Source organism: Granulicella sp. WH15 (assembly GCF_009914315.1).
Lineage (GTDB): Bacteria > Acidobacteriota > Terriglobia > Terriglobales > Acidobacteriaceae > Edaphobacter.
Map to the genome: position 1 here is coordinate 841,200 of NZ_CP042596.1, position 12,807 is coordinate 854,006.

Sequence of the window (12,807 nt, forward strand, 5' to 3'; positions counted from 1 at the left end):
ATGACCTTATTGAACCGGGTTCGACATGCTGTCTCGACGTGTATGAGGCGGCTGTTTGTTCTGTTGTTATTTACGTTTGCCTCGATACCGTTGTTGGCGCAGGGAGCGGCAGGCACGATTGTTGGCCGCGCTCTCGATCCATCTGGGGCTTCGATTGTGAAGGCGTCGGTGACAGTGAGAAATCTCGGCACAAACGAGACGCGTGCCGCGACGACTGGTGTAGATGGTCAGTATAGTGTGCCGCTGCTTCCGCCGGGGACTTATGAAGTTACTGTAACTGCACCGGGATTTAGTAAGTCGGAGACGCAGAATATTACCCTACTGGTGGACCAGACGGTGCGTGTGGATGCACGAATGGCGGTAGGTCAGTCGACAGAGGTAGTTGAGGTGACGAGCGCGGCTCCGGTGGTGCAGACGGATAGCTCGTCGCTGGGTGGCGTAATCGATCAGCGGAATGTAAGTACGCTGCCTCTGAACCAGAGGAATTTTGTGAGCTTTACGTATCTTGTGCCGGGTGTACAGATTCCGGCGGAGGGTTCGATTGACTCGACGCAGGGACTTGCGCTGAGCGTGAATGGATCACGTGAGACGGCGAATAACTTCTTGATCGATGGTATCGATGATAACGATCTTGTCATCAATCAGTACAGTGCGATTCCTTCGCTCGATGCGGTGGAAGAGTTCAAGGTGCAGTCGGGTAACTACACGGCCGAGTTTGGGCGAAGCGGCGGTGCGCAGATCAATGTTGTTTTGAAGAGCGGCACGAATAAATTTCATGGGACGGCATTTGAGTTCTTCCGCAATCGTAAGATGGATGCGCGAAATTACTTCGATCGTCCGGAGTGTACGGCTAACTCGATTGCGGGTACTTGCGGTCCGATCCCTAACCTGGATCGCAGCCAGTTTGGTGTTTCTTTGGGTGGGCCGATTATTCGGGACAAGACGTTCTTCTTTGCGGCTTATGAGTATCTCGATCAGAGGGAAGCTTCGACGCGGCAGGCTTCGGTGCCTTCTCTGGTGCAGTTGGCTAGTGCTTTGGCTGCGGTTCCTAATCCGAACTCGGCTGGTCTGGCGATTTTGAAGCTGTATCCGGCGGCGAATGTGGGAACAAATCTGACTACTTCGAACACCTTTGTTTCGGCTCCGGTGTCGAAGCAGACTACTCCGTTTGGCGTGATCAAGATCGACCATAAAATCGGGCAGAACGATATGATTTCGGGCCGCTATGTGGTGTCGAATGGGACTTCGTTGAATGCGTTCGACCCGCTCTCGCCTTATACGAACCTGCCTGGGTATGGGACTACTGTTTTGACGAATGGGCAGCTTGCCGGCGGCACCTGGGATCATATCTTCAATGACCACATGATTAACCAGTTGCGGGGTGGGTTCAATGGGGAGAATGGGTCATTTCACCAGACGGATAATACGAATCATAATGCCGCGCTTGGCTTTCCGACTGTGTTGACGAATCCGATTGATTTGGGTTTTCCGAATGTGTCGGTGTCGGGTTTTGCTTCGATCGGGCAGCCCACGAATACGCCGCAGGACCATTCGACGCATACGCTGCACCTGGCGGATGACTTGAGCTGGAATCCTAAGTTCAACGGTGGACGGCATCAGTTCCACTTCGGTGCGGAATATCGGTATTACTGGTACCCACTGCTGTTCGATACGGATGCGCGTGGCATCTGGAACTTCCAGGGGCAGCTTGCAAATTCGTGTACGCCGACTAAAGGCAATGTGCTGGTCGAACTGCTCTGCGGCACGCCTGATAATGCGACAACTGTGCTGCAAGGCGTAACAATGAATCTGCGTGCGCCTTCTTATGACGCGTATGTACAGGATGATATTCATCTTACGTCGCACCTGACGATGAACGTCGGTGTGCGGTGGGAGTTGAACGTTCCCCCATATGAGCTGCAGAACAATCTGAGCACGCCGGATCTAAGCTCAAATTCTGTTACGTGTAATCCAAAGCCGGGATGCCAGTGGCTTACGGCGGGTACGAATGGTGTGCCGCGTGGACTGTATTCTTCGACTTACCATAACTTTGCGCCGCGAGTTGGATTGGCGTGGAGGCCGTTCGATACGGATAAGTTCGTGGTGCGATCGGCGTTTGGAATCTTCTATGACATCGTGCCGCTGAATGCGAACCTGAATGCTCGTTTGAATCCTCCGTTTCGCAATACGCTGACGATTACGAATCCTAATGGAACTGCGACGATTCAGACGATTCTGAATCAGCCGCCGGGAGCGATTGGGTCGACGGGTACGTTTATGGATCGCAACTTCCACGATGCCTACATGGAAGATTGGAACCTGGATATGCAGTACCAGTTCTGGCATAACACGCTGCTGGATGTGAACTATGTCGGGACGCATGGTGTGGACCTGCCTGGGAACACCAATCTCAACCAGCCGAATGTGGGTGGGCCGATACCTTATCCGCAGTTTGGTCCTACGCTGACCGATATCATCAACAATCGGTATAGCGCGTACTCGGCTTTGCAGGTGAAGGGTGAGAAGCACTCGGCGAATGGACTGTCGTTCCTGCTGGCTTATACCTTTTCGCGGTGCCTGGATAATGGCTCGACCTTGTTTGGCGGGCTGGGTGGTGGAAACACTGCGCAGTATGCCCATAATCTCGATGCGGAGAAGGGGCTTTGCAGCTTTAATGCAAACCATCGGCTTGTGATCAGCACGGTCTACTCTCTGCCGTTTGGCAAGGGGCAGAAGTACCTGAGCAGTGGCGGTGTGGCGAGTGCGCTGGCTGGGCACTGGCAGGTGAGCGCGATCAATACGGATCAGACTGGGCAGCCCTTCACGGTTGTGCGTGGAATTGCTCAGAGCGGAACCTACCCGACTGCGGGTGGAGACCGGCCAAATCAAGTGGGTGATCCGATGGTGGGTGGGCCTGTGGCCGGTAATCCTGGTTGCGCGGCGCCTGCGACTGTCAGAAATCCGCAGCATTGGTTCAATCCATGCGCCTTTGCAGCGGCGCCGGGACAGTTCGGTAATGCTGCTCGCAATAACCTACTTGGACCACGGTTCGATGATTTGGACTTTACGGTGCTGAAGGAGATTCCTCTGATGGGCAATGCGCAGACGCTGCAACTGCGGGGGGAGTTCTTCAATATTCTGAATCATCCTAACTTCGATCTGCCTACCAATAACTTTGATTCGTCGACTGTAGGTGCGATTCAGACGGCGAATGCTTATGGTGGACGGCCGCCGCGTCAAGTGCAGCTTGCGATCAAGTATATTTTCTAACTTGGCTCTGTCATAAACCGGGAATAAAGGAATCAGGAGTTTATATGAAGTTTTCTAGAGGTATGTTGTTATCCCTGATGGGGTATGGGCTGGTTGTAACGGCCCATGCCCAGGATGCGGTTACTAAGACTCCAGTGGTCAAAGCCATTAAATTCGGTAAGTTGATTGATGGTACTGGCAAGGTGACGACGAATGCGGTTGTGGTTATCAAGGGTGACCGCATTGAAAGTGTCGGCACGGGAGATAGTGCTATCCCGAGTGGAGCGCAGGTGATTGATATGTCGAATCGGACTGGTATTCCGGGCCTGATCGACGTGCATACGCACATGACTTACTGGTGGGATAAGAACCCGCGTACTACTCCGAATGAAGGGGCGGCGAATCTGTTGCCGCAGGAGCTTGCGTTTCTTGCAGGGGAGAATGCGCGTAACTGCATTGACATTGGTGTAACTACGGTGCGCGATATGGCGGCGCGTAACTATACCGATATTGCGATGAGGAATTTGATAAACCGCGGCGTGATGGTGGGGCCGAGAATGTTTGTGGCGGGGCCTGCGATTGCTGCAGGTGGAGCGGTGCCGCGTTGGGGACAGGCGTTCCCGTGGGTGCCGCCGAGCCAGAATCAGGCCTCGGGAGTAGAAGGGGTGATGACGCTGGCGAGGCAGGAGATGGCGGCGGGTGCGGACTTCATTAAGATGTTCGGCTCGTCCGGTGGGTTCCAGACGGTGGAGACGCACCAGACCTTTACTTATGAGGAGATGCAGGCCGCTGTCAACGTTGCCCATACGAATGGAAAACGGATTGCGATCCATAGCTATGGTGCATCGGGCGCGCGCGATGCGGTGAAGGCCGGTGCGGATACGGTGGAACATGCAATCGACATTGATGATGCGACCTTTGCGGAGATGAATAGAAAGCACATTATCTATGTACCGACTGCTTACCATAATGTCTGGTATATCCAGAACTATAAGGAATTCAAGTGGCCGGAGAGTGAGAACCTGAAGATTCAGGCTTATCAGGATAAGGTCGAGGAGACTACGCGGCGGGCCATCAAGGCGGGTGTTCGGATTGCGATGGGTTCGGATGCGGTCTTCGAGCTGTTTGGGCACAACACGGAGGAACTGACTTACCTTGTCAAGTCGGGTATGACTCCGGCGCAGGCTCTTGCGGCAGCTACTGTGAATGGTGCGGCGGCGCTGGGGATGGAGAACGATCTCGGGCAGGTAACGCCGGGGCACTATGCCGATATTGTTGCGGTCGATGGTGACCCTCTATCCGACATCAGCGTTGTGGTGCACAACGTGAAGTGGGTGATGAAGGGTGGCAAGGTGATGGTGGATAAGACCGCTAAGTAAGTTTATAAGGTTGGGCCACCATAGACCCACCATGAGGTCTTGTAGTTATCGAGGCTTCATGGTGGGTCATTTTTTGTTTATTCGGGGATATTGTTATTTCATTTTTTCCAGAACTACTTCGCCAAAGGTATCTTTGCTTTTGCCCTCGGGAGAGAGTTTGGTGGTGGTGTAGGTGAGGCGGTCGCCCTTGAGGGTGAAGTAGCGGGTGTGGGAGCTGCCTTCAAGCTGGGGGTGGCTGGCGTGATCCATAAAGAAGGTGACGGATTGTTCGGCTTCGTTGACGGTGTAGTGGCCGTAGTCCGCGTTGTTGCCTTCGACGGCGGCCTTGTACTCTTCGGGCGTGCCTTCGGTGAGGACGATGAGAGAGTAACGGCCCTGGTTGTCGAAGATTAGCAGGCCAGCGGGGTGTGCGCCGTGGCGTGGGGCGCGGGTGCCGTCGGGTTTGACGTTATCTACGCTTAGTAGCTTCCAGTAGCCTACTAGTTGGGACTGCGTGGCTTTTTGTTGGGCGGAGACTGGGATTATTAGTAGAAGTAAGGTGGCCAGGAATAGCAGGTGGTGTCCCAGTCTTTTTGTTGCTGCGCTCATTGAACTCTCCTGATAAGTGTCGGCGACTTAGAAGGTGATCTTACCGCCGATTTGTAACTCGCGGCCGAAGGATGCTCCGGTTATTTTTCCGAAGTTGGCGTCGTTTACGTTGGCGTCTACGGTGGTGCCGCCTGCGGCGTACTGCGGTAGAGATGGGTTGGGATAGAACTGGGGATGGTTCATGGTGTTGAAGGTCTCGAGGCGGAGTTGTAAGTTGACCCTTTCACTGATGGCGACATTTTTGAAGAGGCCCAGGTCGAAGTTATTGATGCCAGGCTGGCGCAGGAAGTTGCGACTGGATGTGCCGTAGAAGCCCAGGGCGGGTTGGGTGTAAGATGCCTTGTCGATCCACTGGGTGCGCGTGCCTTTGAAGCCCGGGGTGCCGGGGACTTTGTTGGCGCGCTGAGAGCTGGTGCCGAGGAAGCCGCTGATGTCAGTCGCCAGGACGGAGAAGGGGAAGCCGGTTTGGGCGGTGTAGATGCCGGTTAGCTCCCAGCCTCCGAGTAAGTCGTTGGGGAGAGTGGTGAGGCTGCTTAAGTATTTTTGGCCGCGACCTATAGGGAGATCGTAGACGACGCTGGTGACGAAGCGCTTGTCCACGTCGAACTCCGAGGGGCCGTAGTCGAGGTTGGGGCGGTGGTTGTCCATGAAGCCCTGGAAGCCGCCGGTGTCGGCGCCGATGGCTCCGGCGACGGAGTGGTCGTCCATGGACTTAGCCCAGGTGAAGATGGAGGTGATGGCAGTTTGGTGGGCGCGGTGCTCGAACTTGATGTTCATGGAGTTGTAGTTGGAGTAGGCGGTGGGGGTGCTGTCGATGAAGGTAGAGAAGTAGGGGTAGGGTTGGCGCGCGAGGGTGGAGCAGCCGGGCGAGGTGGGCGCGGCGATGCAGGCGGCGCTGGGGGCTACGGCCTGGTTGATCTCGGTGCGGGCTAACAGGTGGGTTCCTTTGTTGCCGATGTAGTTGATCTCGAGCGTGGTGTTGCGGGCCAGCTCGCGCTGGATGGAGAGGGTGTACTGCTGGGCGTAGGAGTTGTGGGGGTGCTCGGGGATGACTACGGCTAGGAAGGTGTCGACGCCGGTGAGGCCGGGGACGGCGGGGCCTACGGTGGTGGAGTAGTTGACGAAGAGGTTGTTGGTTGTGTTAAGGCCAGCGATGAGGCCGGTGCTGGGCGTCTGCGAGAGTGAGGTGCGGATGAGGTAGGGGTAGATGTCGGCGGAGCCGTCTAGTTCCTTTCCTTCCATTGCGTCCCAGTAAAGGCCGTAGCCGCCGCGGACTACGGTCTTCTCGTTGTTGAAGGGGCGATAGGCAAAACCTATGCGTGGACCGAAGTCGAACTTCTCGGTGGCTGCGGGGTTGTTGCGTCCGCAGTAACGGTAGAAGGGGCCGAAGCCGGGGGCAGGGGCGGTGACGCCGGAGGAGACGAGCGACTGGTCGGCGATGCAGAGGCCGCCGTTGGGATTGCTGGTGTCGAGCCAGCCCATGTGGTTGTGGGTCTCGTAGGGGAAGGGGCGGTAGTCCCAGCGAAGGCCCGCGTTGATGGTGAGGTTGGGAGTTACTTTCCAGTCGTCCTGGAGGTAGGGGGCGAAGTAGCTGAAGTTGAACTCGCGGGGGTTGCCCTGGTTGGAGCTGGCTCCGGAGGGCTGGAAGACGCTGGCCGCGGAGTAGTAGCCGAGGTCGAAGTCGGCTACCTGGTTGCCGCTCCAGTAGTCGCTGTAGGTGAAGCCGCCGAGTGGGTTGACGGCGAGGTTGCGGTCGAGCTTCCACTTGCGGAACTCGGCTCCCATGGTGAGGGTGTGACGGCCGCGAACCATGGTGAGGGTGTCGCTGAAGACGTACATGCCGGAGTTGCCGATGGTGGAGTGGCCGCCGCCGCCGTAGGCTCCGAGGTTCTCGCCGAGCTGGTTGCCGAAGCCGAGCTTGGGGGCGGTGCGGTACTGGTCGGGCAAGCCGGTGAAGATGCCACTGAGGCCGAGGGCGGAGGTATCTTCAGCAGAGACGGGGACGCCGCTGATGATGGCGTTGGCAACTAAATAGCCGCCGATGAAGTTGTTGACGATGCGTTGGCCGATGCTGACCGTCCAGCTTGCTTCTACGTTGCGGGATATCTCGTCGATGTGGCCCTTGGCGGCGGTGAGGGAACTGGAGTCCTGGGTTACGGTGTGGAAGGGGTCCTGGCTGTAGCGGCCGAAGAGCTTGCCGTAACGGCCCAGGTCTTGATCGATGCGGTAGGTCTGCTGGTCGCTCGATGTGGGGAGGATGGGGGTTTGCTGGTGGTTGAAGCCGTTGCAGAGGCCGGGGCAGTTGGGGGTGTCGAAGTAGCCGACGCGATTGGCGACGTTGGCTACACGGGAGAAACGGGTGGTGGGGATCACGTCGCCGGGGAAGCGCGCTCCGGTGGTGGGGTCGATGGGGATGCAGTTGGCGACGATATGGCCGGGGACGCAGGCCGAGTTGGCGGGGTTGGCGGCGAGTGCGCGGAAGTCGCCCTGGAGGTAGAGCGGGTTGGGCTCGTTCTGGAAGGTGATGTTGCCGGACTTGATGCGCTGGCCCTCGTAGTTGGCGAGGAAGAAGGTCTCGTCGTGGCCGTTGTAGATGCCGGGGATACGGACGGGACCGTTGAGGACGTAGCCGAACTGGTGCTGGCGCAGAAGGGGATGGGTGCCCTTGAGATTGAAGTAGTTTTGCGCGTCGAAGAAGTCGTTGCGACCGAAGTAGAAGGCGGAGCCGTGAAACTGGTTGGTGCCGCTCTTGCTGGAGATGTTGACCTGGTTGGCGCTGAAGCCGTACTGGGCGGGAGAGACGGCGGTTTGCTCTTTGAACTCCTGGATGGCGTCGATGGAGAGAACGACGGCGGGGGTGTTGAGGGCCTGATCGGTGTTGGTCATGCCGTCGAGCATGTAGTTGTTCGACTCGGGGCGGGCTCCGTTGATGCTGACGGCTGCGCCTTCTCCCTGGCGCATGGTGCCTTGCTCGGCTCCGACTGTTACTGCGCCTGCGCCTATGTAGAGAAGCTGCAGGAAGTTGCGGCCGTTGATGGGGAGTTCGACTACCTGGCGGTTGGTGACAATGTTGGAGACGGTTGCGGTGTCGGTGTCCAGCTCTACGCCGTTGGCTTCTACGGTGATCGTCTCCTCGACTGCTCCGGCGGTCATCTTGACGTTGATGCGGGCGGTTTGGGCGACGACCAAGCCTACGTTGTTGACGATGGAACGCTCGAAGCCCTTGGCCTCTACGGTGATCTTGTAGGCTCCTGGGTTCAGGTCGGGCAGAGTGTACTCGCCCGATCCGGTGGAGCGTGTGCGGCTGACGTTGCCGGTCGCGGTGTTGGTTGCGCTTACGTTGGCATCGCTGATGGCGGCTCCGGTGCTGTCGACCACGATGCCGACGATGGAGCCGGTGGCTCCGGCCTGGGCTAAGGCGTGGATCGTTGTGAGCAGGACGATGAGGGAAAGCAAGGTCAGCTTGCGTAGAAGCATTGGAGTGGTCCTCCGAAATTTGAACTGCGTGCGGCTTCTCTTGCGAAGGTGCCGGGGTGGAAGTGATGCAGACTACGCTTCGCAGAAAGACTTGTTTTCGCTACGGTGGTGGACGCTACCACTCGATAAAGATGAATGTCAACAGAAAATCTATTTCCTATTTGAAATACTGAATGCCTGGAAAGGGCTACGGTCATCAGCTTGTCTTCTGGTATGACCTCTGGAGTGAAACTTCGGAAAAGGCAGTGTTTATAAAGGCCAAAATGAGGCGATTAAGAATGAATTCGCAGAGCAGACGTATCCTGTAAATTGAATTTCCTAAATGAAATAGTTTCAAAAAGTTTGGAATAATGTAGGGCGGACGCATAGGATGCGATTGCAGTGGCTACGCTACGTGGCTTGTGTCGCAACCTGGATACGCGGGGGGATGCTGCGCAAGTTTGTTGGTTCAACCACTTTGCTTCAATGAGGCTCTGGAGCGTCTGGCAGGGAAAAGGCGTAGTAGATGCCGCCGGTGGGCGCGTGTGGGTTGCGGCCCTCGCCTCCGCAGGCGACTACGATGTACTGCTTGCCGTTGATTGCGTAGGTCATCGGTGTGGCGTTTACGGCGAAGGGTAGTACTTTTTCCCAGAGTAGTTTGCCGGTGGCCTTGTCGAAGATGCGGAGCTTGTTATCGAAGATGGTTGCGCCGATGACCAACAGGCCGCCGCGTGTGACCAACGGGCCTCCGTAGTTCTCGGAGCCGGTGTCTTTGATTCCTTTAGCTACTAACTCGGGGTACTCGCCGAAGGGAATCTTCCATAGGTACTCGCCGGTGTTCAGGTTGATGGCATTCAGCGTGCCCCAGGGAAAGGAGTTGGCGGGGTAGCCTTCGGGGTCGTAGAAGCGATGGTAGCCGTTGCTGCTGTAAGAGATTGGGCCGCTGGGCTTGGTCTCCTTCGGCTCGCCGTTGATGAGGTAGGAGATGAGGTCTTTGCGCCTGTCGCCGGTGATGGCGGGGAAGGAGGGCATTCTTCCGCGACCCTTTTGTAGAAGATCGACTATCTGCTCTGGGGTTAGTTTTTCCTGGATGTTGATGAGGGAAGGGATCGCTGGTGGTGCGCCGGTGAGGCTCTGGCCGTGGCAGGCGGCGCACTGGCTGAGGTAGATGGAGCGACCGCCGCTGGCCTCTTGTTTGGAGAGAGATTCGGTGTGGACGAACTCGTTGGAGTTGACGTAGAGGACATTGGTGATGGGGTCGAGCGCGGGGCCGCCCCACTCGCCGCCGCCGTCGGCGCTGGGAAAGATGACGGTCTCGCGGCCGGTGCCGATGGGGGTGAACTGGCCTTTGCTGATGAGGTTACGATAGTGCTCGAGTGCCCAGGCGTGGGCCTCGGGGGTGCGGGTGGTCAGGTCGTTTTCGGTGAGAAGTTGGCGGGCGAAGGGGGCGGGTTTTGTCGCGAAGGGCTGGGTGTCGGCGGTGATCTCGCCCGGGACTGTGCTTGCCTCAACTTTGCGGAACTCGATGGGGAAGAGAGGGTGGCCGTTGGTGCGGTCGAAGACGAAGATATTGCCTTGCTTGGTGGTTTGGGCGAGGGCGGGTGTGGCTTTGCCGTGGATGTGCGCGGTGAAGAGCACGGGTGGGGCAGGGAAGTCGCGGTCCCAGAGGTCGTGATGGACTCCCTGGAAGTGCCAGAGGCGCTTGCCGGTGGCGGCGTCGAGTGCAAGTAGCGTGTCGGCGAAGAGGTTGTCACCAATGCGGTCGGCGCCGTACCAGTCGGTGGCGGGAGAGCCGGTGGGGGCGTAGACGATGCCGCGCTGCTGATCGACGGACATGCCCATCCAGTTGTTAGCGGAGCCGGAGTAGGTCCACGCGGACTTCGGCCAGGTGTCGTAGCCGAACTCACCGGGATGGGGGATGGTGTGGAAGGTCCAGCGCAGCTTACCCGTGTTTACACTGTAAGCGCGGATGTCGCCGGGAGGGGATGGAAGGCTCTCGGGGGTGGCGTCGCCGACGATGAAGAGGTCTTTATAGATGACGGCGGGGCTGGTGATGACGAGGGATTGCTGGGCTGCGGGGCGGTCGAGGTCTTCGCGGAGATCGATGCGGCCGTGGTCGCCGAAGGTGTCGATGGGCTTGCCGGTGGTGGCGTCCAGTTCGTAGACGAAGTTCATGATGCCTGCGAGGATGCGCTTGTCTGAACCTTTGCTGGAGCGCCAGAAGGCGACTGCTCGGGCGGGGCGGGAGCCGACGATGCCGGAGTCGAACTTCCACAGCAGCTTGCCTGTGGTGGCGTTGATCGCTATGACCTTCTGGGTTGGGGTGTAGGCGTAGAGGATGCCGTCGACCATGATGGGGGTGGTCTCGAGGCCGCCCTTTTCGCCGGTCTCGAGGGCCCATGCTTGTTGGAGGCTGGCTACGTTGTGGGTGTTGATGGTGGCGAGGGGAGAGTAGTGGGTGTTGTCAGAGGAGCCGCCGCTGATGGGCCAGTCGGAGGGATGCACGGCCTGGCCGGAGGCGCTGAGGCAGGTGATGATGATGCTTCCGAAGAGGATGGCTGGTTTTTCGAGCTTCAGGTGCATGGGCTTCCTCTTCGGGCTTGTCGCGGACATGTAACTTGAGTTGTTGCTTACATCATGCCTAGTTGTTTGAGGGCTTCTCCGGCGCCGCGTAGGGTTGTCAGCTTCATCTCTGAGTATTTGCGGGAGAGGAGGATGCCGTCGGCACCGCCACGGAAGGCGGCTAGTACGGCGTCGCGTGTGCCCTCGGGTGTGCATTTGCTGTGGCCGTCTGCGGTGGGGACGTCGAGGTCGAGACCGGACCAGAGTTTTGTCTTGGTACCTGCAAGGTCTTCGCGGCTGCGCTTGGTCTCGCGGTAGACGTAGTCGGGAGAGAAGCCGACGGAGGGGAGCTTGTCGAAGTTGGCTTCGCGGAAGTCCATGACGCGGGCATGGAAGTCGAGGAGTTGCTGTGAGGGGATGTCGCCGAAGATGGTGCCGCCTACGCTGTTGAGGTAGTTTACTTCGCGCTCGCCCGCCACGTTGTGGTACATCACTACCTTCAGGAAGTCAGAATATTTTGATAGCTCTTGTAAGTCGAGCTCGGCGCGGTAGATGGGGTTGAAGGTGTTGTTGTGCCAGAGGTGCCAGCCTACTTCTACCTTGGGATTGGCGCTGTGGACTCGCTCGTAGACGGCGGCTTGAATGTCGTGGAGGCTGTCGGTCCAGAGGGTCTCCCACTGGAGTAGCTCGGGGTAGCGGAGGAGGATGCGCCAGAGCTGCACGTAGTAGCCGTCGGTGGGACGGTGGCCCTGGCGTGCGGTGGTGACGAACTTGAGTAGCTCGGTGAAGCCGGTGCGGGCGCGGTCGGGATTGATGCCGGATTTGCGGGCGCGGGTGATGCAGAACTCGCAGAAGCAGGTGACGGTGTCGGGCTTGGGCGGGGTGTGGCTGGCGCCGAGCATGTCGGAGAAGGCGCCCTGGCGCTCGGAGCCCCACATGATGCCGTCGACGTCGTAGCTGCGAGCCCAGTCTTCGGTGAGGTCGAGGAGCCAGTTGCGGTAGTCGGGATTGTTGAAGCAGAGGGTGACGGCGTTCTCGCCGTTGAACTGCTTCTCTTGCAGCTTGGTGATGTTGGGGCGGTCTTTGCGGTAGACGTCTTCCATCCAGCAGATGGTCTTCATGCCGCGCTTCTTGGCTTCGGGGAGGACTGCTTCGAGTACGTCGTAGTCGCCGAAGTCGGGGGCGCGGAAGTCTTGAAAGACGGTGTTTTTATAGTACTTCGGATTTACTTTGGTGTAGCTGCCGCCGTAGAAGTTGGTGTCATACTCGCGCTTGCCGTGGTCGGGGAAGGGCTGGCCGGGGATCTGGCGGCCAGCGGTGCCGCGGCCGTAGGTGAAGGTGGTGACGAAGAGGGTGTTGATGTTGGCGCACTCCTGCAAGGTGTCGAGCGCGCCGTTGACGCCCTCGTCGACGAAGGAGACTGCGCCGATCTGGATGCCGATGGTTTTGTCGGTCTTCTTGTTCGTGGGGGCCGCTTGGGCGATTTCGGGGAGGCTGGTGGTGAGTGCTGTTGCGGCAGCGGTTTGCAGGAAGGTGCGGCGATTCATCTCCATCAATTGCCTCCGAAGAGTTG

General features: G+C 58.2%; 6 protein-coding genes. 2 read left to right on the plus strand and 4 right to left on the minus strand.

Annotated features, from left to right (window positions below; translation table 11 throughout):
- Both FTO74_RS03670 and FTO74_RS03675 read left to right on the plus strand, forming a co-directional pair.
- The gene (locus FTO74_RS03670) at positions 1–3,270 is read left to right on the plus strand and encodes a carboxypeptidase regulatory-like domain-containing protein (protein WP_162536923.1); all 3,270 of its coding nucleotides are present in this window, start codon (positions 1–3) and stop codon (positions 3,268–3,270) included.
- Between the two features lie 44 nt (positions 3,271–3,314).
- Positions 3,315–4,628, plus strand: coding sequence for an amidohydrolase family protein (locus FTO74_RS03675; protein ID WP_220399065.1), 1,314 nt, complete (start codon positions 3,315–3,317; stop codon positions 4,626–4,628).
- A gap of 93 nt (positions 4,629–4,721) precedes the next feature.
- Here FTO74_RS03675 and FTO74_RS03680 read toward each other — a convergent pair whose 3' ends face one another.
- The 4 genes from FTO74_RS03680 to FTO74_RS03695 all read right to left on the minus strand — a co-directional run bounded on the left by FTO74_RS03680 (position 4,722) and on the right by FTO74_RS03695 (position 12,787).
- Positions 4,722–5,216 carry a lipocalin-like domain-containing protein gene (locus FTO74_RS03680; protein WP_162536924.1) on the minus strand — a complete coding sequence of 165 codons (495 nt, stop codon included), beginning with the start codon at positions 5,214–5,216 and terminating at the stop codon, positions 4,722–4,724.
- A 27-nt stretch (positions 5,217–5,243) separates the two neighbouring features.
- On the minus strand, positions 5,244–8,693 hold the full coding sequence (locus FTO74_RS03685; RefSeq protein WP_162536925.1) for a TonB-dependent receptor: 3,450 nt from the start codon (positions 8,691–8,693) through the stop codon (positions 5,244–5,246).
- A gap of 462 nt (positions 8,694–9,155) precedes the next feature.
- Positions 9,156–11,255 (minus strand): pyrroloquinoline quinone-dependent dehydrogenase, encoded by a 2,100-nt coding sequence (locus FTO74_RS03690; protein WP_162536926.1) that lies wholly within the window; start codon positions 11,253–11,255, stop codon positions 9,156–9,158.
- Between the two features lie 47 nt (positions 11,256–11,302).
- Positions 11,303–12,787 carry a hypothetical protein gene (locus tag FTO74_RS03695; RefSeq protein WP_255462486.1) on the minus strand — a complete coding sequence of 495 codons (1,485 nt, stop codon included), beginning with the start codon at positions 12,785–12,787 and terminating at the stop codon, positions 11,303–11,305.
- Positions 12,788–12,807 lie beyond the last annotated feature (20 nt).

What these genes read in the sequence shown, in the direction of transcription:
- FTO74_RS03685 (WP_162536925.1), bottom strand. Translation starts at nt 8,693, where the DNA reads ATGCTTCTACGCAAGCTGACCTTGCTTTCCCTCATCGTCCTGCTCACA.
- FTO74_RS03680 (WP_162536924.1), bottom strand. Translation starts at nt 5,216, where the DNA reads ATGAGCGCAGCAACAAAAAGACTGGGACACCACCTGCTATTCCTGGCC.
- FTO74_RS03675 (WP_220399065.1), top strand. Translation starts at nt 3,315, where the DNA reads ATGAAGTTTTCTAGAGGTATGTTGTTATCCCTGATGGGGTATGGGCTG.
- FTO74_RS03695 (WP_255462486.1), bottom strand. Translation starts at nt 12,787, where the DNA reads ATGGAGATGAATCGCCGCACCTTCCTGCAAACCGCTGCCGCAACAGCA.
- FTO74_RS03670 (WP_162536923.1), top strand. Translation starts at nt 1, where the DNA reads ATGACCTTATTGAACCGGGTTCGACATGCTGTCTCGACGTGTATGAGG.
- FTO74_RS03690 (WP_162536926.1), bottom strand. Translation starts at nt 11,255, where the DNA reads ATGCACCTGAAGCTCGAAAAACCAGCCATCCTCTTCGGAAGCATCATC.